Raw genomic sequence first — 25,129 nt, forward strand, 5'->3', positions numbered from 1 at the left:
CCTCCGGTGAGCGCCGACGGCGCGGTCAGGCCGGCTGGGTGCGCAGGTAGCGGCCGAAGTGCGGGACGGTGAAGGCGACCGTGCCACGTTCGCCGGAGTAGATCAGCCCCTTCTTGATCAGCGCATCCCGGGCCGGGGAGAGGCTGGCGGGCTTGCGGCCCAGCGCCCGGGCGATCTCCGCGGTCGGCACCGCCGCGTCCATGTCGTCCCGGCCACCCCCGTCGGCCTCCCCTTCCACCAGGGACAACGTCGCCATGGCCCGCATGTACTCGCGTTCGGCGGGGGTGGCGCGTTCGAACCGGGAGCCGAAGAAGCCGACGGCCAGCTCGGCCTCCGCCTCCGGCGCCGCCACCCGGACGTCCGCGGCGGTGATCGGTGAGCGCGGCGCATGGTCCCAGGTGGCCTTGCCGTACGCCTGCACGAAGTAGGGGTAGCCGCCGGACTTCTCGTAGAGCAGGTCGAGCGCCTTCTGCTCGTACTCGACCTGCTCCCGCTCGGCCGGCGCGCAGAGCGCGTGGTCGGCGGCGATCCGGTCGAGCCGGTCGATGCGCTGGTAGCGGAAGAGCCGTTCGGAGTACGACTTGGCGGCGCTGAGCACGGCCGGCAGGTGCGGCAGGCCGGCGCCGACCACGATCAGCGGCGCGCCGAGCTGGGAGAGTTCGTGGCAGGCGGCGCAGAGCGCGGAGACGTCCTCCGCGCCGAGGTCCTGCATCTCGTCGATGAAGATCGCGATGCCGGTGCCCACGTCGGCGGCGACCGCCGCCGCGTCGCTGAGCAGCTCGACGAGGTCGATCTCGATGTCGCCGGAGTCGGCCCGGCCGCTGCTCGCGGGCACGTCGATGCCGGGCTGCCAGCGGTCGCGCAGCTTGGGGGCGGCGCCACGGGCGGTCGGCGTGGAGCGTTGGGCGAACGCCTTTAGCACGCCGAGGAAGGCGTCGATCCGGTCCGGCGCCCGGTGTCGCGGCGCCAGCTCGCGGACCGCCATGTGCAGGGCGGCGGCGACCGGTCGGCGCAGCGACTGGTCCGGGCGGGCCTCGATCTTGCCGGTGCCCCAGAGGTGGTTGATCGCCTGGGAGCGGAGGGTGTTGAGGAGGACCGTCTTGCCGACCCCGCGCAGGCCGGTGAGCATCAGGCTGCGTTCGGGGCGGCCCCGGGCGATGCGTTCCAGCACGACGTCGAAGACGTCCAGCTCCCGCCCCCGACCGGCGAGCTCGGGCGGGCGCTGGCCGGCGCCGGGGGCGTACGGGTTGCGGACCGGATCCACGCATCGCACAGTATCGGCCCGTCTAGCCGCAGAGCTAGAGATGGATAGATGCGGCTACCGGCGTGTCCGGATCCTCGACATAAAACTAGGGCTGTCTAGCAACAACGCTAGACAGCCCTAGTTTCGGCTACGGACGGGATCAGCGCTGCCGGAGGCAGAGCACGAAGTCGAGGGTGTCCAGCTCGCTGTCGAAGAAGTACCAGTTGGTGTAGCCGGTGACCTTGGCGCACTTCGCCTCGGCGTCCTTCTCCCCGCTGGTCGCCCCGTCGAAGCGGCGCAGCACCTCGTACGTCTTCGGGGCGCAGCCGCTGATCGACAGCTTCGGCTTGCCGCCCGCCGCACCCTCGTTGCGGACACACTGCCCCGCCTTGACGAACCGCGGATCCGACGACGAGGCGGGGGCCGGCGTGGTCGGCGCCGGCCCGACCGGCGCGGGCACCTCCGCGCTCGCCCCGGCCGACGCCGTGGGCGCGCCCGGACCGGCGGCCGGCGTCCCGTCGTCGCCCGGCCCGAACAGGTAGACCAGGATGCCGACGCCGCCCAGGAGGAGGACCGCCAGCGCGGCGAGCCCGGCGATCAGCCGACCCCGGCCCCGCTTCGGCGCCGGGTCACCGGCGTACGCCTCCGGCCCCGCCGACCGGTACCGGTCCACCGGCTCGTACGGGCCGGCGGGCGGGTAGCCGGGCGGGGCGTACGGCGGGTGGCCCGGCTGCCCCCCGTACGGTGGATACGCCTGCCCGTCGTACGGCGGATACGGCTGGCCGGGGGCGCCGGACGGCTGCGGCCGACCCGGGGTCGGCTTGCCCCAGCCGGTGCCCGGCCGCGGCTCCGGTGCGGGACCGTACGCGTCGTCGGGACGTCGCCCACCCCACGGCTCCGGGAAGCCGCCACCGGGTGGTCCGTAGTTCGCCATGAACGCCCTCCTGCGTCGGTAACGAGACGCCGGCCACCCGCAAGGGAACCGGCGCCGTGGTCACCGTAGCGTGGTCCACCGATGAGCTCACCTCCCCCGAGTGCGACACCCGGCCGCCCGGCGCTGATCTGGACGGCGTTGCTCCTGGTCTATGTCCTCTGGGGCTCCACCTACCTGGGCATCCGGATCGCGGTCGAGTCGTTGCCGCCGCTCGCCTCGGCCGCCGCCCGGTTCGCCACGGCGGGCCTGGTGCTCGCCGTCGTGCTCCGGCTCCGCCGCGGGCCGGGCGCCCTGCGGGTCGACCGGCGCCAGCTCGCCTCCGCCGCGCTGGTCGGGGCGCTCCTGCTGGCCGGCGGGAACGGTCTGGTGGTGCTCGCCGAGTCCGGCCCACCCGGCACGGCCGTGCCGTCGGGCGTCGCGGCCCTGCTGGTGGCCACCGTTCCGCTGCTGGTCGTGCTCCTCCGTACGGCCACCGGGGACCGGCCCCGGGCCTGGACCTTCGCCGGGGTGACGCTCGGCTTCCTCGGGCTGGTGCTGCTGGTCCTGCCCACCGGCGACAGCGCTGCGGTCCCGCTGGCCGGCGCGCTGACCGTGGTCGCCGCCGCGACCAGCTGGTCGGTGGGCTCCTTCCTCTCCGGACGCCTGCGGATGCCCGCCGACCCGTTCGTCGCCACGGTGTACGAGATGGTCGCCGGCGCGGCGGTCCTCCTGCTCCTCGCCCTCGGCCGGGACGAGCTGCGCGGCTTCTCGCCGGCCGAGGTGACCGCCCGTTCGTGGGCGGCGCTGGCGTACCTGATGGTGGCCGGCTCGTTGGTCGCCTTCACCGCGTACGTCTGGCTGCTGCACCACGCCCCGATCTCGCTGGTCTCCACCTACGCCTACGTCAACCCGGTGGTCGCCGTGGCGCTGGGCGCGCTGCTGGTGGCCGAGCCGGTCACCGTGCCGGTGCTGCTCGGCGGAGCGGTGATCGTGGCCGGCGTGGCGCTGGTGGTGACCACCGAACGTCCCCGGCGCCCGGCCGCCGGGACAACCGTGGAGCCGGCCCGCCGGTAACGTCCCGGGCCGTGTCCGTCGGCCTGGTGACCTCCGCCGCCCTGCTCGGTGTCCTGGCCGGCGCCGTCGCACCGCCGCTCGCCCGCCGCTGGACCGGCGCGGCGGACCACCGGGCCGGGTTGGCGGCCGTCGGGGGTGTGACCTGCGCGGGGCTGGCCGTCGCGCTCGGCGCCGACCCGGCGTTGCCGGCGTTCCTGCTGATGGCGGCGGTCGGGCTGGTACTGGCGGTGGTGGACCTGGCCTGCCTGCGGCTGCCCGATCCACTGGTGGCCGCGGCCGGGCTGGCGGGGTTCGCCGCTCTCCTGGTGGCGGCGCTGGTCGCCGGCACGCCGGGCCGCCTGCTCGTCGCGCTGGCCGGGGCCGCACTCTCCTTCGGCGGGTACGTGCTGCTGGCGCTGCTGCCCGGCTCCCGGCTCGGCTTCGGCGACGTGAAGCTCGCCGCCGTGCTCGGGCTGCCGCTCGGCTGGCTGGGCTGGTCGACCCTCGGCCTGGGCCTGCTCCTGCCGCACCTGCTCAACGGGGTGGTGGTGCTCGGCCTGCTGGCCGCCCGCCGGGTCCGCCGGGACACGCCCCTGCCGTTCGGGCCGGCCCTGCTCGCCGGCGCCTGGCTGGCCGCCCTGCTCGCCTGACGCCCGGGTCGCCTAGATCAGCCGGAGCTGGCGGTCCTTCGGACGGCGGGGTACGGCCTCGCCGAAGCGTTCGAACAGTCCCGGGTCGATCACGTCGAGGAAGGGCGAGGGACGGCAGTCGCGTTCCGACCCGTGCCGCACCCGCCGGGCCGCGTGACTGACGTAGAGCCGGTCCTGAGCCCGGGTCAGGCCGACGAAGAAGAGCCGCCGCTCCTCCGCGACCGCGTCGTCGTCCGGCGTCGAGCCGGGCCAGCGCAGCGGCAGCAGCCCGTCCTCCGCCCCGACCAGGAACACCACCGGGAACTCCAGCCCCTTGGCGGCGTGCAGGGTGAGCAGGGTGACCGCCTCGGCCCGCGGGTCGAGCGCGTCCACCTCCGCGCCGGTGGCCAACTGGGACAGGAACAGCTCCAGGTCGTCACCGCAGCGGCGGGCCAGCGGGGTGAGCAGGTCGACGGCGGACCGGACGTCCTCGGGGCGGACCGCGCCGGGGCCGTCCAGCGTGGGGGCGGCGAAACGCTCGGCGAGCACCTGGCCGGCGAGGCGTACCCGGGCGGGCAGACCGCCGCCCAGGCCGTCGGCGTGCCGCAGCTCGTGGGCGATCGCGGCCACCCCCGGCCGGTCCCGGAGCCGGTCGTGCGAACGCTTCTGCACCGGGATGTTCGCCCGGGCCAGCGCGTCCACGATCGGCGCGGCCTGCGAGTCGGTGCGGTAGAGCACCGCGATGTCGGAGAACGACAGGGTGGTCGTCCGGCCGTCGATCCGGCCCGAGTCCAGCGAACGGTGGGAGAGGCCACCGACCAGCTCGTCGATGGTGCGTACCACGAAGTCGGCCTCGTCGGCGACAGAGGCCGCGGGGTAGCGACCGACCAGCGGCGCCTCCGGGTCGAGCCGGGCCGGGTCCAGCCGACGGCCGCGGACCAGCGACGACGGCGCGATGGCCTGCACCGCCGCGGCCAGGATCGGCGCCGACGACCGGTAGTTGCGGTTCAGCCGGACCAGTCGCGCGTCGGTGAAGTCCTGCGAGAAGCGCAGGAAGTAGCCGACGTCCGCGCCCCGGAACGAGTAGATGGCCTGGTCGGGGTCGCCGATCGCGCAGAGGTTGCCGTCGGCGGGGCTGAGCAGCCGCAGCAGCTCGTACTGCACCGCGTCGACGTCCTGGTACTCGTCGACGAAGATCCAGCGCCAGCGCTCGCGGTACTCCCGGACCAGCTTCTTGTCCGCCCGCAACAGCGCGACCGGCAGGGTGAGCAGCTCGTCCAGGTCGACCAGGTCCCGCTTGCGCAGCAGCGCCGCGTACCGGGCGGCGTCGTCGCCGGCCTCCGCCCGGGCGGCGGACCGGTCGGCGTCGTCGGCGATCCGGAAGTCCGCCGGCAACCCGACCGCGTCGGCGTTCTCCCGCAGGATGCTCAACCCGAGCGAGTGGAACGTGCCGACCGTGACGTCCTCGGCCACCGGGCCGAGCAGACCGTCGAGGCGGTGCCGCAGCTCCTCGGCGGCCCGCCGGGTGAAGGTGATCGCCAGGCACTGTTCCGGAAAGACGTTCAGCTCCGCGCAGAGGTACGCGATCCGGTGGGTCAGCGTCCGGGTCTTGCCGGTGCCCGGCCCGGCCACGATCAGCAGCGGACCACCCGGCGCGGAGGCGGCCACCCGCTGCATCGCGTCCAGCCGGTCCAGCAGGCCGGTGCCGACCTCCTCCATGCCGGCGAGCATCGGCTCGAACGGCTCGTGCGGGGAGGGCGCCGGCGCGATCGGCGGCGGCGGGGGCGGGGGCGGCGCGGCCTTCCGCTTCGGCTCGGCCTTCGCCGCCGCCGGGCGCTTCGCGCGGGGCTTCGCCGCCGGCTCCGCGGGGGTGCGCTGCGCCGGCACGGGTACGTCGAAGAGCGTCTCCTGGGCGGTCGGCGCACCACCGGCACCCAGCTCCGCCGGGTCGAAGAGGGTGATCACGCCGTACTCGCCGTCGTAGCCCGGCACCCGGCGGACGTCGCCCCGACGCAGCCGGCCGATCCCCTCGGCGAGCAGCTCCCCACCGACCCGGCCGATCTCGTCCAGCGGGGTGCGGGTGAGGATCTCCAACTCCGGGCCGAGCGCGGCGACCAGGTCGTTGAGCTGGCCCTCGACCCTCTTCGAGCGCGCCCCCACCTTGTTGATCTCACCGAGGATCTCGGCCAGCGGCACCAGGTGGGTGACCTCCCGGGCGTGCGCGGGGCGATGCCCCTGCGGTCGGTCGGCCAGCTCCTCGATCCGGCTCAGCACCCCCACGGTCAGCGGCTTGCCGCACTCCGGGCAGCGCCCGCCCGCCGCCCGGGTCCGCTCCGGCGACCAGTTGACGCCGCAGAGCCGGTGCCCGTCCGCGTGGTACTTCCCCTCCTCCGGGAAGAACTCGATCGTCCCGGCCAGCCCCTCCCCGGTCCGAAGCGCCTCCCGCATCGCGAAGTAGTCGCGGCCGGAGTCGAAGACCGTGGCCTCCCGGGCCAGCGCGGGCGGGGAGTGCGCGTCGGAGTTCGAGACCAGCCGGTAGCGGTCCAGGCTGCCGACTCGCCAGTTCATCTCCGGGTCGGAGGAGAGGCCGGTCTCCACCGCGAAGATGTGCTCGGCCAGGTCGGCGTAGCAGTCGGCGATCGCGTCGAAGCCGGACTTGGAGCCCAGCGCGGAGAACCAGGGCGTCCAGATGTGCGCCGGGACGAGGTAACCGTCCGGACTCGCCTCCAGGGTGATCTCCAGCAGGTCCCGGGAGTCCAGGCCGAGGATCGGCCGGCCGTCCGAGCCGAGGTTGCCGATCCGGCCGAGCGCGGCGTTGAAGCGGGCCACCGCGTCCAGGTCCGGCAGGTAGACCAGGTGGTGCACCTTGCGGGTCCGGTCGTCCCGCTTGTAGATCGTGGAGATCTCCACGCTCAGCATGAACCGGACCGGGTCCGTCTCCGCCTCGCTGGCCAGCCGGGGCGGCAACCGGCGGGCGATGTCCCGCTCCGCCTCCGGGCCGAGCCGGTACAGGCCGGGCTCGGCCGGCTCCAGGGTCTCCCGGAGGTGGTCGTACCAGGCGGGGTGGGTGAAGTCGCCGGTGCCGAGCACCCCGATGCCCTTGCGCCGGGCCCACCAGCCCAGGTTCGGCAGGGTCAGGTCACGGCTGCACGCGCGCGAGTACTTCGAGTGGATGTGCAGGTCCGCGACGAACGACGGGACGCCACCGGGGGATGCGGCGCTGAACGGAGGCACGCCGCATCCTGTCATGACCGGTCCGCCCTCCGCCCGCCGCCACGCGTGGGCGTGACCTGAGCAATGCGGTGCTGGACTCCGCCGCCCGGTCGCGCTATGGGGCGGCCCGCAGCTCCACCAGGGTCACCTGCGGCGGGGCGCCCACCCGCACCGGCGGGCCCCAGAAGCCGGCGCCGTTGGTGACGTAGACCTTGGTGCCGTCGACCTCCCCCAGACCGGAGACCACCGGCTGCTGGAGCTTGACCAGGTAGTTGAAGGGCACCATCTGCCCACCGTGGGTGTGCCCGGACAGTTGCAGGTCCACCCCGAACTTCGCGGCCTCGAACGCGGCGACCGGTTGGTGGGCCAGCAGCACCACCGGGCGGCTCGGGTCCCGGTCGCCGAGCGCGGCGGCGAAGTCAGCGGGCGCGGCCAGCCCGGTGCCGGCGGCGGTCACGTCGTTGATCCCGGCCAGGTCCAGCACGCCACCCCGGGCCCGGATCTCCTGGCGCTGGTTCTGCAGCACCCGCAGGCCGAGCCGGTCCACCTCCCGGACCCACTCCTCGACCCCGCTGTAGTACTCGTGGTTACCGGTGACGAAGAAGTTGCCGTACCGCGAGCGCAGGTCGCGCAGCGGCGCCGCCGCCTCTCCCAGCTCCGCGACCGAGCCGTCGACCAGGTCGCCGACGATCGCCACGAGGTCGGCGTCGAGCCGGTTGATCGCGGCCACGATCCGCTCGGTGTGCACCCGGCCGCGCAGCGGCCCCAGGTGGATGTCGGAGACGGTGGCGATGCGCAGGCCGTCCATGCTGCGGGGCAGCTTCGCCAGCGGGATCCGCACCCGGTCCAGCCGCGGCGGACCCGTCGCGGTGCGCACGCCGTACGCGGTCACGCCGGTGGCGGTGAGACCGGCGAAGATCGCGGCCCCCCGGGCCAGCAGCAACCGGCGCGACGGGTCGTGGTCGGAGTGGCCGACGGCCTCGGCGGCCGGCGGGTCGGCGGAGCCGGCGGCCCCGACCAGCACCGGCTCCGGCGCGGCGGCGCTCGCCTCGGCGGCCACCACCCGGCGGCGCAGCACCAGCTTCGCGACCGCCATCGGAACTTCCAGCGCCAGCAGCACGACCAGCAGGTAGAACATCACCGCGAGCCAGAGATAGCCCGGCCAGGCCAGCCAGAACGCCCCGGCGACCCGGGTGCCGACCATCGTGGCCGGGACGAGCAGCGCCAGCACCAGCGCGACGACGCCACCGATCCGCCGCCACCGCCCCGGACCGGTGGTGTCCTTGACCAGCCGCTTCCACAGGTAGAAGTGGATCCCCCCGATGATCAATGTCAGGGTGGCCACGAACGCCAGGGTCGCCAACATCTGAGGCCTCTCTCAGCCGCCCGCGAAGGGAGGCAGCACGTCGATCGTGGCCCCGGCCGGCAGCGGTGTCCGACGATCATGACAGGCCACCCCGTCGACCAGGAAACTCGCCACCGCCAGGACCGCGGCGAGTCGCTCGCCGTGCCGGTGCGCCAGTTCGTTGACGAGTTCGTCCAGCGACCGGCCCGCGGATGCGGTCTCCTCCGGGCGGCCGGCCGCCGCCCGGGCCCCGGCGAAGTAGCGCACGGTGAGGTCCACGGCTCAGCCCCCGATCGCCGACATCGGCCGGACCGGTTGCAGGAACGTCGGGTCGTCGATCCCGTGGCCCGCCCGCTTGCCCCACATCGCCGTACGCCAGCGCCGGGCCAGCTCGGCGTCGTCCGCGCCGGCCCGCAGCGCACCCCGCAGGTCGGACTCCTCGGTGGCGAAGAGGCAGGCCCGGACCTGACCGTCGGCGGTGAGCCGGGTGCGGTCGCAGTCGCCGCAGAAGGGCCGGGTCACGCTGGCGATCACGCCGACGGTGGCCGGGCCGCCGTCGACCAGCCAGGTCTCGGCGGGGGCGGCGCCCCGCCGGGCCGGATCGGGGGTCAGGGTGAACCGCGCGCCCAGCGCGGCGAGGATCTCCTCGGCGGTGACCATCGTGCCCCGGTCCCACCCGTGCTGCGCGTCCAGCGGCATCTGCTCGATGAACCGCAGCTGGTAGCCGTGGTCGAGGGCGAAGCGGAGCAACGTCGGCGCCTCGTCCTCGTTGACGCCCCGCATCAGCACAGAATTGACCTTCACCGGGGTGAGCCCGGCGGCCGCCGCCCCGGCCAGCCCGGCGAGCACGTCGGCCAGCCGGTCCCGCCGGGTCAGCGTGGCGAACCGGTCCCGGTCGACGGTGTCCAGCGAGACGTTCACCCGGTCCAGGCCGGCGTCGCGCAGGGCGGGGGCGAGCCGGTCCAGGCCGAGGCCGTTGGTGGTCAGCGAGATCCGGGGGCGCGGCGCCAGCGCGGCCACCGCGGCCACGATGCCGACCAGCCCGGGGCGGATCAGCGGCTCCCCACCGGTGAAGCGCACCTCGGTCACCCCGAGCCGCTCCACGGCGACCCGGACCAGCCGGACGATCTCGTCGTCGCCGAGCAGCTGCGGCCCGGCCAGCCAGGGCAGCCCCTCCGCCGGCATGCAGTACGTACAGCGCAGATTGCACTTGTCGGTCAGCGAGACGCGCAGGTCCCGGGCGACTCGGCCGTACCGGTCGACGAGGACGCCGTCGGTCGGGGCGGCGGTCACCTGTCGACCGTAGCGCGGTCGTTCCCGTGCAGCGCCGCGCGGGCGGCCCGGGCGACCGCGTCGCGGTACGCCCCGCCGAAGATCGCGGTGTGCACCAGCAGCAACTGGAGCTGGTGCAGCGGCACCCGGTCCCGCCAGCCGTCGGCCAGCGGCCACGCCTCCCGGTAGGCGTCGACGATCCGGGCGTGGTGCGGCGGACCGCCGAAGAGCGCCAGCTGCGCCAGGTCCGTCTCCCGATGGCCGCCGTGCGCCGCCGGGTCGATCAGCCAGACCCGGTCGTCGGCGCCCCAGAGCAGGTTGCCCGGCCAGAGATCGCCGTGCAGCCGGGCCGGCGGCTCGTCCCCGCCGAACTCGCCGATCCGCGCCACCACCTCCTCGACCAGGGCGGTCTCCGCGCCGGTGAGCGCACCGTTCTCCACCGACCGGCGCAGGTACGGGCGCAGCCGGCGCTCGGCGAACCAGGCCGACCAGGGCCCCTCGTCGGCGGTGTTGTCCTGTGGCAACGTACCGATGAAGCCGGGCCACGGCGCGCCGAGGACGGACGCCCCGGCCCGGTGCATCCCGGCCAGCTCACGGCCGAACCGCTCGGCCGCCTCGGGGGACGGCTCGCCCGGCTCCACCCAGTCCAGCGCCAGCAGCTCCGGCAACGCCACCACCACCTCCGGCACGGCGACCGTCCCCGCCTCCCGCAGCCAGCGCAGCCCGGCCGCCTCGGCGGCGAAGAAGCCCTCGGGCAGCGGCCGGTCGGCCCGCTCCGGCCAGGTCTTGGCGAGGACGGAGTGGCCGTCGTCCAGGGTGAGCCGCGAGGCGGCGCAGCTGTCCCCGCCGGAGACCGGCGTCTCCCGGATCCGCTGGTGGGTCAGGAAGGTCGGCAGGTGCTCCGGGTGTGCCCGCAGGTACGCCAGGTCCATCAGCGCAAGGTATCGGCTTTCCGGCCCGGCGGCGGCCCGGCTTGCGTGCCCGGGGGCACGACCGGGACGTGTCGTGCCGGCCGGGCGTCGCCCGTGGACCCACCGGTGACCGGCCTGAACTGCTCCGAGCTGGGCGAACACTCTCCGTGTCTGTGGACGGGCCGCGTGTCGTCCACAGGGCCTGTCGCTCGCGCCTCGCGGGTCGCAGGCTGCCGGCATGACCGCGACCGACCTTCCCCGGCTCACCGTCCGTTCGCCCGCCGACCTCATCGCCGCCGTGCCGTACCTGCTCGGCTTCCACCCCGCCGACAGCGTGGTGGTGGTGGCGATGCGGGGACGGCGGATCGTCTTCGTCGCCCGGGCGGACCTCCCCGCCCCGGGCACCGACCCGCGACTGCCCGCCCGGCACCTGGGCGAAGTCCTCGGCCGGCAGGACGCCGAGTCGGCGACCGTGCTCGGGTACGGGCCGGCCGAGCGGGTCACCCCCGCCGTGGACGCCGTCCGCGTCGTGCTGGCCGACGCCGGCCTGACCGTGCTGGACGCGCTGCGGGTCACCGCCGGACGCTACTGGTCCTACCTCTGCGCCGCCCCGGACTGCTGTCCACCGGAGGGCACCCCGTACGACCAGGGGACCAGTCAGGTCAGCGCCGCCGCGGTCTTCGCCGGCCAGGTGGCGCTCCCCGACCGGGCCGCGCTCACCGCGCAGGTGGCACCGGTCGAGGGGGACGCCCGGGAGGCGCTGCGGCGGGCCGCCGCCCGGGCCGAGCGACGGCTGCTGGCGCTGCTGGCGGAGGCTCCTCCCGCCGACCTGCTCGGTGGCCGGACGGTCCGGGCGGCCGGGGTCGACGCGGTCCGGACCGCCCTGCGTACGCACCGCCGGGGCGAGCGGCTGACCGACGACGAGGTGGCGTGGCTCAGCCTGCTCCTGACCCACCTGCCGGTGCGGGACCACGCCTGGGAACGCACCGACGGGCGCGAGGAGGACATCCGCCTCTGGGGTGACGTGCTGCGCCGTGCCGAGGAGGAGTTGATCGCCGCGCCGGCCAGCCTGCTGGCCTTCGCCGCCTGGCGGGCCGGGCAGGGTGCGCTGGCGGCGGTGGCCCTGGAGCGGGCGCTGGCGACCCACCCCGACTACTCCCTGGCCCAACTCCTCGACGACCTGCTCCGGCGGGGCGTACCCCCGTCGGAGCTGGACGGCTGGCCGGCGGTGGGGGAGCCGGGGGTGGTGCGCCGCCGGCCCCGGCGGCGCCGGCCCCGGCGGGGGATCGGATGAGCCGGTCAGCCGACGGTCACCCGGTGCGGGTGGGCGTAGACGTTCATCGCCCGGCCCCGCAGGAAGCCGACCAGCGTCATCCCCGCCTCGTCGGCCAGGTCGACGGCGAGCGAGCTGGGCGCGGAGACCGCCGCCAGCAGCGGCACCCCGGCCATCCACGCCTTCTGCGTCAGCTCGAAGCTGGCCCGACCGGAGACCAGCAGGACGTGCCCGGTGAGCGGGAGGCGGCCGTCCCGCACCGCCCAACCGACCACCTTGTCCACCGCGTTGTGCCGGCCGACGTCCTCGCGCAGCACCACCAGCTCGCCGTCGGGGGTGAAGAGGCCCGCCGCGTGCAGCCCGCCGGTGCGGTCGAAGGCCCGCTGCCCCGCCCGCAGCCGGTCCGGCAGGGCGGTGAGGACGTCCGCCGGCACCGTCAGCGCGTCCCGGTCCACCGGGTACGGCGAGCGGGTCCGGATCGCGTCGATGCTGGCCTTGCCGCACACCCCGCACGAGCTGGTGGTGTAGAAGTTCCGCGACGGATCGGTGGTCGGCTCCGGCACGTCGGGGGCGAGCACCACGTCCACCACGTTGTACGTGTTCGGCGTCTCCGCACCGGCGCAGAGCTGGGCGGTCAGCACGTCCCCGGTCGACCGGATCAGCCCCTCGGTCAGCAGGAAGCCGATCGCCAGGTCGATGTCGTCACCCGGGGTGCGCATGGTCACCGCGAGCGGCCGCCGCCGGCCGGGACCGGCCTTGCCGACCCGGATCTCGAACGGCTCCTCCACCGACAGCGTGTCCGGGCGGCGTACCGGGGCACGCCCCTCGTCCACCGCGTCCAGGTCGATCCGGAGCACGCCACGTCTGTCGGTCGCCCGTCCCATCCCGCCATCCTGCCCCGACCCGTCACCGCCACGGGCGACGGCCTCGGGTGGAGTGCCGCGGCTACGGTGGCCGGGTGACGGCGTACGCGGCGGTGGTGCTCGCGGGGGGCGCGGCGCGCCGGATGGGCGGGCGGGACAAGCCCGCGCTGCCGGTGGGTGGGCGACCCATGCGGGAGCGGGTGCTCGCGGCGGTCGCCGACGCCACCCCGCGGGTGCTGGTCGGGCCGGCCGGCCCGGTCCCCGCCGGCGTGCTGGTGACCCGGGAGGAGCCGCCGGGAGGTGGACCGGTGGCCGCCACCGCCGCCGGGCTCGCCCTGCTCGACCCCGGTACGACCACCGTCGCCCTGCTCGCCGCCGACCTGCCGCTGCTCACCCGGGACGCGCTCGGCGAGCTGCTGGGCGCGCTGGCGGGCGGGCACGACGGGGTCTGCCTCCTCGACGACGCGGGGCGCCGGCAGCCGCTGTGCGGGGTGTGGCGGGTGAGGCCGCTGCGCGCCGCGCTCGACCGGCTCGCCGTCCAGCGCGGCGGCATCCTCGACGGGGCGTCGATGCGCCAGCTCCTCGGCGAGCTGGCCGTCCGCGAGCTGCCCTGGTCCGGCTCGGGTCCGCCGCCGTGGTTCGACTGCGACACTGACCTGGACGTACGCCGGGCGGAGGAGTGGACGCGATGACGGTGATGGACGACTGGGTCACGGCGGCCTGCGCCGAGCTGGGTCTCGACCCGGCCGACGTGCCGGTGCCGGCCGTGCTGGGGCTGGCCAAGGACGTCGCGCACCAGGTGCTGCGGCCCGGCGCTCCGGTCACCGCGTACCTGCTCGGTGTCGCCGTGGGGCGGGGAGCCGACCCGGCGGCGACGGCCGCCCGGCTCAGCGGGCTGGCCGGCACCTGGCCGGTCGAGCTGGGCGGCGAACGCCCCGGCTGACCGTCTTCCGGCCGGCATGTCCGATGCCGGTCGCGTGGATTCGTTCCCCGGTCCGCATGGGTAGGGTGACCTTGACGGACGGAGGCGATCATGACGGCAGAGCACCCCTCGATGCCGGCCGGTGATCAGCCCGGCGGGTCGCCGGGGCATCACGAGTCGGTCCTGCTGGACGAGCCGACCACGGCCGACCTGCGGGCGAAGGTCACCGAGGCGTGGCGCGAGTTCGCCCGGGCGCTCGCCGAGCGGCTGCGCACGCTGCCGACCGGGGCGCACCTCGAACTGACCCTCGACCCCACCGCGTCCGGCACCGGTGACGCGGTCTACTCGATCAGCGTGGACGTCGGGGCGGAGGGCCGCCTGTCGGCCCGGGCGGTCGGCAACGCCACCCTGCCGCAGGGTTACCGGCTGGACCGCGCCGCCGTGGCCGACATGGTGGCGCTGGGCTGGTCGCCGCCGGGCGTGGTGGAGGGCTCCGGTGAGCAGTTCGGCCTGGCCGGCTCCGCCGGTGACGCCAGCAAGCTGGCCGCGCTGCTCTCCCGCACCCTCCGCGACGTCTACGGCGCGCCCCACCCGGCCTTCCTGGTCTACCTGATGCACGACGCCGAGGGGGAGCCGCTGCCGGTCGAACCGCTCGGCACGGCCCGCAGCGAGTTCGGACCGGACCGCGACGTCGAGGCGGATCTCGACGAGGCGCTGGCCGCCGCCGCGACGGCGGCCGGGCCGGACGGCGACGGCGACGTGCTGGCCCTGGCCGAGCGGGTCCGCACGGTCGTCTCGACGATGCTCAAGTCGAAGTCCGACCAGCTCCAGATCGACTCGGACGGGGACATCAACATCCGGGCCGGCTCGGCGATGGTCTTCGTCCGGGTTCGCGACAACCCGCCCCTGGTCGACGTCTTCTCCCCGGTGCTGACCGAGGTCGAGCCGACCGAGCGGCTCTACGTGAAGCTCTCCGAGCTGACCAACCGGATGCCGATCGGCCGGCTCTACTGCGCCGACGACACCGTCTGGGCCTCCATCCCGGTCTTCGGCCGGAACTTCCAGGCCACCCACCTGATGCTCGCCGTGCAGGTGATGACGGGGCTGGCCGACGAGCTGGACGACCGGCTGCACGGTGAGTTCGGCGGCAAGCGCTTCTTCGGCGAGGGCGACAAGCCTCAGCGCGCCGCCTCCGAACACCGCACCGGCATGTACCTCTGATCCTCCCCGCGCCGATCCGGCACTTCCGGCCCGGGCGGGAGAGAAGTGCGGGATCGGCGGGAGGGAGAGGACGGGTCAGGTCGAGGGGAGCCAGGCCAGGCTGCGGGCGGTCGTCGGGTCGGTGGCCTTGAGGCCGGTGTCGGAGACGGTCCAGAGGACGTCTCCCACCAGCAGCGACCGGCTGACCAGGTCGGCGCCGTCATGGTCGACCCGGCCGACCTCGGTGACCGCCGTGGCGGTCACCCGGAGCAGGCGTACGCCCCGGTCCACCGGCAGCGCGACCAGGCCGGTCGACGGCTGGTGCAGGAACGCGTGCGGCTCGAACTCGACGATCGATTCCGCGCCGGGCACGTGGTACTGCGCCGACCGGACCGGCCGCTGCGGGTCGCGGACGTCGAAGACGGCGACCTGGAGGCCCAGTGGCCGTCCCCGCCGGTCCGCCTCCTGGCCGACGCCGAGCAGCCGCCCGTCCGGCAGCGGGTGCAGGTACGCGGACCAGCCGGTGATCTTCAGCTCGCCGGTGACCCGGGGCGCGGTGGGATCGGCGAGGTCGACGCGGTAGAGCGGATCGGTCTCCCGGAAGGTGACCACGTAACCGATCGGGTTCCCCGTGTCATGTCCGCTTCGACGCGGGCCCGGCCCGTCCGGTTCCGGCGGGCGCGGCGGCGACCGGGACGGCCCGGCGGGGTCAGCCGGTGGAGGGGCCGACGCCCGGGGACTCGACCAGGCGGGAGAGGACGATGGTGCTCCTGGTGGAGGTGACGAAGGATTCGGCGCGCAGTCGCTCCAGCGCGTCCTCCAGGTGCGAGATGTCGGCGGCGCGCAGGTGCACGAGCGCGTCGGCCTCCCCGGAGACGGTGTACGCCCCGACCACCTCCGGGTGCCGCCGGGCGGCCACCCCGATCTGCGCGGGGGTGGTCCGCCCGGCGCAGAAGAGCTCCACGAACGCCTCGGTGGTCCAGCCGACGGCGGCCGGATCGACCACCGCGGTGAAGCCCCGGATGACCCCGGTGGAGCGGAGCCGGTCGACGCGTCGCTTGACCGCCGGAGCGGAGAGTGACACCCGAACGCCGATGTCGGCGTACGACGCTCGGGCGTCTGCCACGAGCAACGCAATGATTCGCTGGTCCACCGCGTCTATCTGCAACGTTCCGCCCTCGGGAAGCAATGGTTACGGCTGTTACCAAAGTTCTACGGTACCTACTCTTGGTGACCGTGAACCAGCAGCGAGTCCCGCGAAAGCGGACATATCTCATGTGCTCGCCCGAGCATTTCGCGGTCGAGTACGCCATCAACCCGTGGATGGACGTCACGACCCCCGTGGACGCGGAGCTGGCGGTCAAGCAGTGGGACCGCCTGCGGGAGACGCTGGTCGGTCTCGGTCACGACGTGCACCTGCTCACCCCCGAGGCCGGGCTGCCCGACATGGTCTTCGCCGCGAACGGCGCGTTCGTGGTGGACGGGACCGTCTACGGCGCCCAGTTCAAGCACGAGCAGCGGGCCGCCGAGGCCGCCGCGCACCGGGCGTTCTACGAGTCGCAGGGTTGGCGGTTCATCGCCCCGAGCGAGACCAACGAGGGTGAGGGCGACTTCGCGTACCTGCCGGACGCGCACGGCGGCCTGATCCTGGCCGGGCACGGCTTCCGGACGGAGCTGCCGGCGCACGCCGAGGCGCAGGAGGCGCTCGGCCGGCCGGTGGTCTCGCTGCGCCTGGTCGACCCGCGCTTCTACCACTTGGACGTGGCGCTCGCCTCGATCGACGACGAGAACGTCGTCTACTTCCCGGGCGCCTTCTCGGCGGCCAGCCAGCGGGTGCTCGCGCAGCTCTTCCCCGACGCGGTGATCGCCGACGACGAGGACGCCATGTCCTTCGGCCTGAACCTGGTCAGCGACGGCGCTAACGTCGTGCTGAACAGCGAGGCGACCCGGCTGGCCGGGAAGCTGAAGGCGGCCGGGTACACCCCGGTGCCGGTCGAGCTGGCCGAGCTGAAGAAGGGCGGCGGCAGCGTGAAGTGCTGCATCGCCGAGCTGCGCCACTGACCCGACCCGGACGAAGGGCCGGTCTCCCCGTGGGGAGACCGGCCCTTCACCGTACGGGCGCCGGTCGGCTCAGCCGAGCGTGGCGATCTCGTTGATGGTGACGTTGGAGAGCAGCCGGCCGTCGAACTGGACCCGGCGCAGGTACCACTTCTGCTGCGGGGTGCGGGGCTGGTTGAACTGCCACACCCCGCGCGGGCTGTCGATCTGGCCGATCTTGCCGAGGGCCAGGTTGACCTGCTGCGGCGTCGGCTCCGGCCCGGCCAGCCCGATGGCCTTGTCGAGCACCTGCGCGGCGTCGTACGAGGCCATCGCGTACGTGGTGGGCTGGACCCCGTACTTCTTTCGGTACGCCCCGGCGAAGATCCGGTTGGCGTTGTTGTTCAGGTCGGCCGAGTAGTTCAGCACCGTCTGGATCGTGCCGGGCTTCAGGTTGTCCCGCTGGTCGACCAGGGTGCCGCGCAGCTCGGTCAGGACGGTGCCCTCGGTGAGGAAGCCGGGCGCGTAGACGTTGCCGGCCCAGCGTTCGCGCAGGCGCAACTGGCGGACGAACTCGATGGCCGCCTTGCCGGAGAAGTTGCAGAAGATGGCGGTCGGCCTGAGGTCGAGGGCCTGCCGGATGTCGTAGCGGTAGGTGCTGTCGTTCGGGTTCGCGGCGGCGGTCGTCCAGATCGGGTCGCCGACGATGCGCTTGTCGTCGGCGCCGAACTGCCGGCGGAAGCCCTGCACCACGTCGAGGCTGGCCGCGCCCTCCGGCGCGACGATCGCGATCCGGCTGCTGGCCGGCAGCCGCGCCTTCAGGTAGTCCGCGAGCGCCCGGCCCGGCTCGTCCAGCACGTACGACGTGCGCCAGATGTAGACCACGCTCTGCAGGCTGGTGGGCGAGGCGTTCGAGGCGACCAGCGGCACCCGGGCCCGCTCCACGTCTTCCCGGACCCCGGCGAGCACCTGCGAGTCGACCACCCCGGTGAGGGCGAGCACGCCCTTCTTGAGCAGCCCGTCCACGGCCGCCTGGCCGGTCTTGGCGCTGTCCCCCTCGTCGGCGACCTCCACGGTCACCGGGTGGCCACCCAGCCGCTGCCCGTTGAGCGCGAGGTAGGTGTCGAAGCCGTTGGCCATGTCCTGGCCGATCGTCTTGCCGGGGCCGCTCTCCGGCCTGATCAGGCCGATCCGGATCGGGGCGCCGGTGGGCCGGGCCTCGCTGTCGTCCTCGGTGGCGCAGCCGGCGGCCAGGCCGGTCGTACCGAGCGCGGCCAGGAGCTGCAGGGCGCGCCTGCGGTTGATCTGCGACACCGAAATCCTTCCGGGAGCGTTGCCGGGCGTCACCGCCCCCTCGGCGTTCTACCTGTTCGGCGACGCTGCGTCAATGGCTATTGATCTTTGTGCAGCGACTGCAACGCACCTCTCACCTGCGGCCAGGCCGCCGAGAGCGGGTCGATCAGCCCGAAGTGCTCGCATTGCGGCAGTTCAACGAGGTCGACGTCGGCTCCGGCGGCCCGGGCCGCCGCCGCGTACGAGCGGCTGACCTCGATCGGCACCTGCCGGTCGAGCACCCCGTGCAGAATCACCGTGCGTGTCCGCAGCGGCACCAACGCACGTGGATCGGTGGCGGCGTAGCGGTCGGGGTGCTCCGCCGGACCGCCCCCGAGCAGCGCGGCGACCGCCCCGCCGTCCAGGTCCAGCCGGTACGCCTCGGCCAGGTCGGCCACCGGCGCCAGCGCCAGCACCCCGCGTACGGCCGCCGGGGCGTGCGCGGCCGCGTAGAGCGCGAGGTGCCCGCCGGCGGAGTGCCCGAGCAGCAGCGGCGGCCCGGCGGCCACCCGTCCGGGCAGCGCCCGCGCCGCCAGCTCCGGCAGGGCGGCCACGCCCGCCAGCACGTCCGTCAGGGTGCCCGGCCAGCCGCCCCCGGGCTGCCCGGTACGGCGGTACTCCAGCTGGGCGACCGGCCAGCCGAGCCCGGCCAGCGCGGCGGCCAGCGGGCCGGTGTGGGCGCGGTCGTACTCGGCACGCCAGAAGCCCCCGTGCAGCACCGCGACCAGCGGCCGGGCCGGACCGTCGCCGGCCGGTCGGCGCAGGTCGGCCACCTGGTCGGGGTGCGCGCCGTAGGCCACGGTCTCCTCGGCGGGCGGCGCGGGACGGGTGAGCACGGCGCGCGGGTCGGCGGGCATGCGGCGACGGTAGCCGACGCGCCGGGCGACGGCGCCCGGGAGCCGGTCCCGGCGCGTGCCGCTCGCCGGGGTGGGTAAAGATGGTTCCCATGACCGACGCGCATTTCCCTGGACAGAACGACGAGCCGGGCCGCGAGGGTGGCGAGCACTCGGGCACCGTGGTGGTGGTCGGCCCGGACGGTCGCCCGGTCGGCACCGTGCAGACCGACGACGCGGCCGGCGAGGACCCGACCCGTCTGGTCGAGCAGCCGGCCAAGGTGATGCGGATCGGCAGCATGATCAAGCAGCTGCTGGAGGAGGTCAAGTCCGCGCCGCTGGACGACGCGAGCCGGCACCGGATGCGCGAGATCCACGAGCGGTCGATCGTCGAGCTCAAGGAGGGCCTCGCCCCCGAGCTGCGCGACGAGCTGGAGCGGATCTCGCTGCCCTTCACCGAGGAGAAGGCGCCCAGCGAGGGTGAGCTGCGGATCGCCCACGCCCAGCTGGTCGGCTGGCTGGAAGGGCTGTTCCACGGCATCCAGGCCGCCCTGGTCGCCCAGCAGATGGCCGCCCGGGTGCAGCTGGAGCAGATGCGCTCCGGCCGGCCCGCGCTGCCCAGCGGCCCCGGCGGGACGGTGCCCGGGATGCCGGGCCTGGGTCAGCCGTCCGGCGGCGAGGGGCACCCCACCGGTCAGTACCTCTGACCGGGCCGGTTCAGCCCAGCTCGAAGACCTTCTCCAGGTACGCCGCCACGCCGTCCTCGGAGTTCGCCGCGGTCACCTCGTCGGCGATCTCCAGGACGGCGGGGTGCGCGTTCGCCACCGCCACCGACCGGCCGGCCCAGGTCAGCATCGGCACGTCGTTGGGCATGTCCCCGAAGGCCAGCACGTCCCGTTCGTCCACCCCCAGCCGGGTGGCGTACCAGGCCAGCCCGGCCGCCTTGGTCACGCCGGCCGCAGAGATCTCCACCAGCCCGGTGTACGACGAGTGCGTCGCCTCGGCCAGCCCGTCCAGCATCCCCGCGACCAGCCGGACGAAGGCGTCCGGATCCTGCTCCCCGGCCCGGGCCAGCAGCTTCACCGCCGGCACCGAGCACAGCTCCTCGGGCGACTCGACGGCCCGGATCGCGTCGTGGTCGGCGTCCCAGCGCAGCGGGTAGTGCGTCTCGTGCCGCATCTGCCGGCTGTCCACCACCTCCACCGCGAAGCTCACCCCGGGCACCGCGGCGCGCAGCCGGCGGGCCACCTCGGCGAGCAGTTGCGGGGCGAGCGGGTCGGCCCGCAGCACCTCGTCGGCGACCGGGTCGTAGACCACCGCGCCGTTGGCGCAGATCGCCGGCAGCGGCGCGGCCAGCTGGTCGTACACGAGTTGGAGCCAGCGGATGGGGCGGCCGGTGACCAGCACGACCGGCGTGCCCGCCGCGCAGATCCGGTTCAGCACCGCGGCGGTGCGCGCGGTGATCGTGCGTTCGTCGGCGAGCAGCGTGCCGTCGATGTCGGTGGCGACGAGCCGGGGGGTGGATCCCATCATCGGGAGAGTAGTCGATCGAGGTACACCGCCACCCCGTCGTCGTCGTTGCGCAGGGTGATCTCGTCCGCGGCGGCGCGGACCTCGGGGTGGGCGTTCGACACGGCCACCCGGGACCAGCCGGCCCAGGCGAACATCGGCAGGTCGTTGGGCATGTCCCCGAAGACCAGCACCTCCGCCGGGTCGACCCCGAGCCGCTCCGCCACCACGCTGAGCCCGGTGGCCTTGTCCACTCCGGGCGCGCAGATCTCCACGAACCCGAGACCGGCCTGGGTGAGCGTGGCCACCTGCGGCGGGATGATCCGGCGGGCGGTCGCCAGCAGCTCGTCCACGTGGTGGTCGGCGGTCCGGGCGAACGCCTTGAGCACGTCGCAGGAGAGGCACTCGGCCCGGCTGCGCTCCTCGAACCGGTCCTGGTACGGCCAGCTCGGGTGGTAGTCGCCCCAGAGCGGCGCGTCGGGCTCGTCGGACGCCTCGACCATCACCGTGAGCGGGCCCACCTCGGCCTCCAGCTCGGCGAGCAGGTGCGCGAGCACCTCGCCGGGGAGGCGCTCGTCGCGGAGCACCACCGGTCCGCCCGGGTCGCTCTGGTCCACCACCCGGCCGCCGCCGGCCATCACCAGGAAGTCCGCGGCGCGGATGTCGTTGCGGGTCAGCTCGGCCAGCCGGGGGCCTCGTCCGGTGGCGCCGACCACCGGGATCCCGGCGGCCCGCACCCGGTCGAGCACCTCGTGGGTGTACGCCGAGACGGTCTCGTCGCTGCGGACGAGGGTCCCGTCGAGGTCGGTGGCGATCAGCTTGGGCAGTCCCGGGCGGGTCATGGTTCCTCCTTCGCCCGCCGCCGTCGCAGCCAGCCGTTCTCGGTCCTCGGTGCCTCGACCCGGAGTGACGGCGGGCAGCAACCGTACCTCGCGGAGCAGGTCGCAACCATGGCTTCCCGGCGAATCGGGTGCCAACGCCCGGTGACCGGTCGACGTGCCGTTCCGCCTGCCCGAAAGGGGCTCAGCTGCCCGGTCCGCGGCGGGCGAACGGCACCGTCGGGGTCACGGTCAGGTCGGCGGGCCCGGGGGGCGGCTCGTCGTCGTCGCGGGTGGGTCCGGGGGACGACGCGTCGGCCGGTGCCCCGGCGTCCGGCCGCCCGGCCGGCCGCCGGCCGGCGAGCAGGAGCGCGGCGCCGAGGAGCGCGGTCGCCACGAGGGCCATCACCAGTCCCCGCCCGTACTCCACCCGGAAGCCGTCCTCGGGGGAGGAGTACAGCAGGGCGCGCTGCCCGGAGTCGTCCAGGCTGAGCAGGGTGGCCGTGAGCAGCGCCAGCAGGGCGCCCGCCCCGGCCAGCCCGGCGACCCGCGCGTCGTGCCGGACCGCCGGCCGGCCGGCCAGGGCGAGCGCCACCGCGCCGACCAGCAGCAGGAGCCCGACCAGGTACGCGACGCCGAACCCGCCGACCTCGGCCACCCCGCCCGGCACCCGGATGCTGCTCTCGCCGTCCCGGCCGCCGTTCGGCACGGTCGTCACCAGCCACTCGCCGACCAGGGAGGCCATCGCCGCCACCGCGCCCAGGGCGGCGACCACCCGCGGCAGCCGGGGGTCCCGGTCGAGGCCGCCCGTCCAGCGTCCGAGGCGCCCGGCCCTGGCCGGTTCCGCCGCACCCCACTCCAGCACCGTGGTGCCGTCGGAGCGGTCGTCCTGCCGGGGGATGGGGAGCTCCTCGGACATCGGCCACCTTCCACCGTCTCGGGCCTGACCCGCATGATGTCACGACCGGCGGCCCGCAACCGGGTACGCGCCTCGCCGGATCGCCCGGGTCGGTCGCCTGGCCGGTGCCGTTTCGGTTAGCGTCGGTGCATGCCAATCCGTACCGCTTCCGCAAACTGGCAGGGCAATCTCACCGAGGGTGTCGGGACCGTCCGCACCGGCAAGGGTGGCCTGTCCGGGAACTACTCCTTCAAGTCGCGCTTCGAGGAGGGCGAGGGCACCAACCCGGAGGAGCTGATCGGCGCGGCGCACGCCGGCTGCTTCTCCATGGCGTTCTCCAAGCAGCTCGCCGACGCCGGTGCGACCGGCACGTCGGTGGAGACCACCGCCAAGGTCCACTTCGACATGACCGACGCGGGCCCGACCGTCACCCGGATCGACCTGGAGACGGTCGGCCAGGCGCCAGGGCTCGACGAGGCCGAGTTCACCAAGCTGGCCGAGGCCGCCAAGGAGAACTGCCCGATCTCCCGTCTGCTCTCCCCGGGCGCCGAGATCACCCTGAGCGTCCGCCTCGCCTCCTGACCCACCCCCGCACGCTCCGCGTGGCGGCCCCTCCCCGCGTTCAGCGGGGAGGGCGCCCGTCGCCCACGGGATCCGCATCGATGTCGGCGGGTGGCGTGGGGATGCGGGTCGGGGAAGATGGGGTGGTGGCGGTGGAGATGAGCCGGGAACGGTTCGAGGAGCTGGTCGGCGAGGCCCTCGACGAGGTGCCCGAGGAGCTGCTCGGGCTGATGAGCAACGTGGTGATCCTGGTCGAGGACGACCCGCCGGCCGGGGAGGACCTGCTCGGCCTCTACGAGGGGCACGCGCTCACCGAGCGGGGCTGGGACTACGCCGGCGTGCTGCCGGACCGGATCCTCATCTACCGTCACCCGATCCTGCGGATCTGCGACACCGAGGACGACGTGGTCGACGAGGTGGCGGTGACGGTGGTGCACGAGATCGCCCACCACTTCGGCATCGACGACGCGCGGCTGCACGCGCTGGGCTGGGGCTGACCTCCGCTCGGCCGGTGGTCGCTGTTGCGACGGCTGCCTACCGTGGTGGGGAGCACCCCGAATCAGGAGGAAATCCATGCGCAGCGCGCTGTTCTCCGCGGAGAACCTGGAAAAGGAGTCCGCCCAGCCCGGCATGCGGCTGCAGAACTCCAAGATGCTGAAGATCGAGCTGAACGGCGAGGCGATGGCCCGGGTCGGCTCCATGGTCGCCTACCAGGGGCAGGTGCAGTTCCAGGCCCTCGGCTCCGGTGGCCTCGGCAAGTTCATCAAGCAGCGCCTCACCGGGGAGGGCGTGCCGCTGATGAAGCTCAGCGGGCAGGGTGACGTCTTCCTCGCCGAGCTGGCCAAGGACGTGCACATCATCGACCTGGAGCCGGGCGACGCCCTCTCCATCAACGGGTCCAGCGTGCTGGCCTTCGACTCGACGCTGTCGTACGACATCAAGATGGTCGGCGGCGCGGGCATGGCCTCGTCGTCCGGGCTGTTCAACTGCGTCTTCTCCGGGCACGGCCGGATCGCCATCACCACCAAGGGCACCCCGGTGGTGTTGAACGTCGACGCACCCACCTACGTGGACCCGCAGGCGGCGGTCTGCTGGTCGGCCAACCTGCAGACCGGCTACCACCGGGCCGAGCAGCTGGGGCTGGGCGCGCTGCTCGGGCGCAGCACCGGCGAGGCGTTCACGATGAGCTTCGCCGGCCAGGGTTTCGTGGTGGTGCAGCCGTCGGAGGAGCCGCCGGTCATGGGCAGCGGCACCCAGCAGCAGCAGGGCGGCCTGCTCGGCGGCCTGCTCAGCTGAGTTCGTGCGCTGGGGCGTCCCGGCCGGGGCGCCCCACCGTCGTCAGCTCAGCTCGCCGGCGCGCAGCCGGGCCAGCCAGGCCGCCGCGTCGGCGTAGTCGGCGTCCGAGAGCCCGGCCGGGGCCGGGACCGGCCGGTCACCCGTGCCGCCGCTGAAGCGGTGCCGGGGGTACGACCCGAGGAAGCGCACGTCGGCGCAGACCCGACGCAGCCCCTGCAACGCCTCGCCCATCCGCACGTCCGCCACGTGCCCCGTGCAGTCGAGGAAGAAGAGATACCGACCGAGCGCCTCGCCGGTGGGGCGGGACTCGATGCGGGTCAGGTTGACCCCGCGTACGGCCAGCTCCATCAGCACCGACAGCAGGGCGCCCACCCGGTCGTGGGCGATGTACACCGCCAGCGAGGTGACGTCGTCCCCGGTCGGGGGCGGCGGCGGGCCGGGCCGGGACACCAGCGCGAAGCGGGTCACCGCGTCGGGATGGTCGGCGATCTTGTCGGCGAGCACCGCGAGCCGGTGCCGGGCGGCGCCGATCGGGGCGCAGATCGCCGCGTCGTACTCGCCGTTCGCCGCGCCGGCCGCCGCGGCGCCGTTGGAGAGCACGTCCACCACCACCGCGTCGGGCAGGTGGTCCCGCAACCAGCCCCGGCACTGGGTGGACGCCTGCGGATGGGCCGCCACGCTGGAGATCGAGGCGAGGGTGGTGCCGGATCGGGCGCCCAGCACGAACTCGACCGGCAGGATCACCTCCCGGGTGATCACCAGCGGCTCCCCCTCGGCCAGCTCGTCCAGGGTGACCCCGACCGCGCCGCCGATCGAGTTCTCCAGCGGCACCAGCGCCGCGTCCGCCTCCCCCGCCCGTACGCTCTCCAGCGCCTCGCCGACGCTGCGCGCGGGCGTACGACCGCCGTGTTCGGCGGCGGGCACGGTGCGCAGCGCCTGCTCGGCGAAGGTGCCCTCGGGTCCGAGGTAGACGAAACGGGTCGGCGGTGTTCCCGGCATGCCGACCAG

General features: G+C 74.5%; 26 protein-coding genes and 1 pseudogene. 11 read left to right on the forward strand and 16 right to left on the reverse strand.

Annotation, left to right across the window (positions count from 1 at the left end; all coding sequences use genetic code 11):
- Positions 1–25: 25 nt before the first annotated feature.
- Together AC5L3Z_RS11920 and AC5L3Z_RS11925 are read right to left on the reverse strand one after the other, a co-directional pair.
- Entirely contained in the window at positions 26–1,264 is a 1,239-nt protein-coding gene (locus AC5L3Z_RS11920; RefSeq protein ID WP_494841595.1) for a DUF8462 domain-containing protein, read from the reverse strand.
- A 139-nt stretch (positions 1,265–1,403) separates the two neighbouring features.
- Positions 1,404–1,916 (reverse strand): LppU/SCO3897 family protein, encoded by a 513-nt coding sequence (locus AC5L3Z_RS11925; RefSeq protein ID WP_494841698.1) that lies wholly within the window; start codon positions 1,914–1,916, stop codon positions 1,404–1,406.
- Positions 1,917–2,258: 342 nt separating this feature from the next.
- Here AC5L3Z_RS11925 and AC5L3Z_RS11930 point away from each other — a divergent pair, with 342 nt between their 5' ends.
- Together AC5L3Z_RS11930 and AC5L3Z_RS11935 are read left to right on the forward strand one after the other, a co-directional pair.
- Entirely contained in the window at positions 2,259–3,230 is a 972-nt protein-coding gene (locus tag AC5L3Z_RS11930) for an EamA family transporter (protein ID WP_494841596.1), read from the forward strand.
- Positions 3,231–3,241: 11 nt separating this feature from the next.
- Positions 3,242–3,859, forward strand: coding sequence for a prepilin peptidase (locus AC5L3Z_RS11935; protein ID WP_494841597.1), 618 nt, complete (start codon positions 3,242–3,244; stop codon positions 3,857–3,859).
- Positions 3,860–3,871: 12 nt separating this feature from the next.
- Here the strand turns inward: AC5L3Z_RS11935 and AC5L3Z_RS11940 are convergent, their stop codons facing one another.
- The 5 genes from AC5L3Z_RS11940 to AC5L3Z_RS11960 form a co-directional block, all read right to left on the reverse strand.
- Entirely contained in the window at positions 3,872–7,072 is a 3,201-nt protein-coding gene (locus AC5L3Z_RS11940) for a UvrD-helicase domain-containing protein (protein WP_494841598.1), read from the reverse strand.
- Between the two features lie 94 nt (positions 7,073–7,166).
- Positions 7,167–8,417 carry a metallophosphoesterase gene (locus AC5L3Z_RS11945; protein WP_494841599.1) on the reverse strand — a complete coding sequence of 417 codons (1,251 nt, stop codon included), beginning with the start codon at positions 8,415–8,417 and terminating at the stop codon, positions 7,167–7,169.
- A gap of 12 nt (positions 8,418–8,429) precedes the next feature.
- Positions 8,430–8,675, reverse strand: a complete 246-nt coding sequence (locus AC5L3Z_RS11950; RefSeq protein ID WP_334527900.1) for a MoaD/ThiS family protein — start codon at positions 8,673–8,675, stop codon at positions 8,430–8,432.
- 3 nt (positions 8,676–8,678) lie between these two features.
- The gene (gene moaA / locus AC5L3Z_RS11955; RefSeq protein WP_494841600.1) at positions 8,679–9,689 is read right to left on the reverse strand and encodes a GTP 3',8-cyclase MoaA; all 1,011 of its coding nucleotides are present in this window, start codon (positions 9,687–9,689) and stop codon (positions 8,679–8,681) included.
- The gene (locus tag AC5L3Z_RS11960; RefSeq protein WP_494841601.1) at positions 9,686–10,600 is read right to left on the reverse strand and encodes a fructosamine kinase family protein; all 915 of its coding nucleotides are present in this window, start codon (positions 10,598–10,600) and stop codon (positions 9,686–9,688) included. Before AC5L3Z_RS11960 ends, moaA begins: the two co-directional genes overlap by 4 nt.
- Positions 10,601–10,817: 217 nt before the next feature.
- Here AC5L3Z_RS11960 and AC5L3Z_RS11965 point away from each other — a divergent pair, with 217 nt between their 5' ends.
- Positions 10,818–11,873: a DUF4192 domain-containing protein gene (locus tag AC5L3Z_RS11965; protein WP_494841602.1), complete on the forward strand. Its 1,056-nt coding sequence runs from the start codon at positions 10,818–10,820 to the stop codon at positions 11,871–11,873.
- A 5-nt stretch (positions 11,874–11,878) separates the two neighbouring features.
- Here the strand turns inward: AC5L3Z_RS11965 and fdhD are convergent, their stop codons facing one another.
- The gene (gene fdhD / locus AC5L3Z_RS11970; RefSeq protein ID WP_494841603.1) at positions 11,879–12,736 is read right to left on the reverse strand and encodes a formate dehydrogenase accessory sulfurtransferase FdhD; all 858 of its coding nucleotides are present in this window, start codon (positions 12,734–12,736) and stop codon (positions 11,879–11,881) included.
- A 47-nt stretch (positions 12,737–12,783) separates the two neighbouring features.
- On the opposite strand from fdhD, the gene mobA reads away from it, so the two are divergent.
- From mobA to AC5L3Z_RS11985, 3 genes are all read left to right on the forward strand, one after another.
- Entirely contained in the window at positions 12,784–13,407 is a 624-nt protein-coding gene (gene mobA, locus AC5L3Z_RS11975; RefSeq protein ID WP_494841604.1) for a molybdenum cofactor guanylyltransferase, read from the forward strand.
- Positions 13,404–13,658, forward strand: coding sequence for a DUF6457 domain-containing protein (locus AC5L3Z_RS11980; RefSeq protein WP_494841605.1), 255 nt, complete (start codon positions 13,404–13,406; stop codon positions 13,656–13,658). Before mobA ends, AC5L3Z_RS11980 begins: the two co-directional genes overlap by 4 nt.
- 90 nt (positions 13,659–13,748) lie before the next feature.
- The gene (locus AC5L3Z_RS11985; RefSeq protein WP_494841606.1) at positions 13,749–14,858 is read left to right on the forward strand and encodes a T3SS (YopN, CesT) and YbjN peptide-binding chaperone 1; all 1,110 of its coding nucleotides are present in this window, start codon (positions 13,749–13,751) and stop codon (positions 14,856–14,858) included.
- A gap of 75 nt (positions 14,859–14,933) precedes the next feature.
- On the opposite strand, the pseudogene AC5L3Z_RS11990 reads toward AC5L3Z_RS11985, so the two are convergent.
- Together AC5L3Z_RS11990 and AC5L3Z_RS11995 are read right to left on the reverse strand one after the other, a co-directional pair.
- Positions 14,934–15,452 (reverse strand): annotated as a pseudogene (locus tag AC5L3Z_RS11990) (beta-propeller domain-containing protein); the annotation flags it as partial.
- 94 nt (positions 15,453–15,546) lie between these two features.
- Positions 15,547–16,005: an Lrp/AsnC family transcriptional regulator gene (locus tag AC5L3Z_RS11995; RefSeq protein WP_334527876.1), complete on the reverse strand. Its 459-nt coding sequence runs from the start codon at positions 16,003–16,005 to the stop codon at positions 15,547–15,549.
- Positions 16,006–16,064: 59 nt separating this feature from the next.
- Between AC5L3Z_RS11995 and ddaH the strand changes: the two genes are divergently transcribed.
- Positions 16,065–16,898, forward strand: a complete 834-nt coding sequence (gene ddaH / locus AC5L3Z_RS12000) for a dimethylargininase (protein WP_494841607.1) — start codon at positions 16,065–16,067, stop codon at positions 16,896–16,898.
- Between the two features lie 69 nt (positions 16,899–16,967).
- Here ddaH and AC5L3Z_RS12005 read toward each other — a convergent pair whose 3' ends face one another.
- Positions 16,968–18,188 (reverse strand): ABC transporter substrate-binding protein, encoded by a 1,221-nt coding sequence (locus tag AC5L3Z_RS12005; protein ID WP_494841608.1) that lies wholly within the window; start codon positions 18,186–18,188, stop codon positions 16,968–16,970.
- Positions 18,189–18,265: 77 nt separating this feature from the next.
- Positions 18,266–19,063, reverse strand: coding sequence for an alpha/beta hydrolase family protein (locus tag AC5L3Z_RS12010; RefSeq protein ID WP_494841609.1), 798 nt, complete (start codon positions 19,061–19,063; stop codon positions 18,266–18,268).
- 80 nt (positions 19,064–19,143) lie between these two features.
- Here AC5L3Z_RS12010 and AC5L3Z_RS12015 point away from each other — a divergent pair, with 80 nt between their 5' ends.
- Complete coding sequence (locus tag AC5L3Z_RS12015) at positions 19,144–19,746, forward strand: bacterial proteasome activator family protein (RefSeq protein WP_494841610.1); 603 nt, start codon at positions 19,144–19,146, stop codon at positions 19,744–19,746.
- Positions 19,747–19,756: 10 nt separating this feature from the next.
- Here the strand turns inward: AC5L3Z_RS12015 and AC5L3Z_RS12020 are convergent, their stop codons facing one another.
- From AC5L3Z_RS12020 to AC5L3Z_RS12030, 3 genes are all read right to left on the reverse strand, one after another.
- Positions 19,757–20,569: an HAD family hydrolase gene (locus tag AC5L3Z_RS12020; RefSeq protein WP_494841611.1), complete on the reverse strand. Its 813-nt coding sequence runs from the start codon at positions 20,567–20,569 to the stop codon at positions 19,757–19,759.
- The gene (locus AC5L3Z_RS12025; protein WP_334527859.1) at positions 20,569–21,390 is read right to left on the reverse strand and encodes an HAD family hydrolase; all 822 of its coding nucleotides are present in this window, start codon (positions 21,388–21,390) and stop codon (positions 20,569–20,571) included. The genes AC5L3Z_RS12020 and AC5L3Z_RS12025 overlap by 1 nt, the downstream gene beginning before the upstream one ends.
- Positions 21,391–21,571: 181 nt before the next feature.
- Positions 21,572–22,285 carry a hypothetical protein gene (locus tag AC5L3Z_RS12030; RefSeq protein ID WP_494841612.1) on the reverse strand — a complete coding sequence of 238 codons (714 nt, stop codon included), beginning with the start codon at positions 22,283–22,285 and terminating at the stop codon, positions 21,572–21,574.
- Between the two features lie 129 nt (positions 22,286–22,414).
- On the opposite strand from AC5L3Z_RS12030, the gene AC5L3Z_RS12035 reads away from it, so the two are divergent.
- The 3 genes from AC5L3Z_RS12035 (at position 22,415) to AC5L3Z_RS12045 (ending at position 24,121) form a co-directional block, all read left to right on the forward strand.
- Entirely contained in the window at positions 22,415–22,846 is a 432-nt protein-coding gene (locus AC5L3Z_RS12035) for an OsmC family protein (protein WP_494841613.1), read from the forward strand.
- 131 nt (positions 22,847–22,977) lie between these two features.
- Entirely contained in the window at positions 22,978–23,322 is a 345-nt protein-coding gene (locus tag AC5L3Z_RS12040; RefSeq protein WP_334527968.1) for a metallopeptidase family protein, read from the forward strand.
- A gap of 76 nt (positions 23,323–23,398) precedes the next feature.
- Positions 23,399–24,121, forward strand: a complete 723-nt coding sequence (locus tag AC5L3Z_RS12045) for an AIM24 family protein (protein WP_494841614.1) — start codon at positions 23,399–23,401, stop codon at positions 24,119–24,121.
- Positions 24,122–24,163: 42 nt separating this feature from the next.
- Here the strand turns inward: AC5L3Z_RS12045 and pheA are convergent, their stop codons facing one another.
- The gene (gene pheA, locus AC5L3Z_RS12050; RefSeq protein WP_494841615.1) at positions 24,164–25,120 is read right to left on the reverse strand and encodes a prephenate dehydratase; all 957 of its coding nucleotides are present in this window, start codon (positions 25,118–25,120) and stop codon (positions 24,164–24,166) included.
- Positions 25,121–25,129 lie beyond the last annotated feature (9 nt).

Source organism: Micromonospora sp. LZ37 (assembly GCF_059359015.1).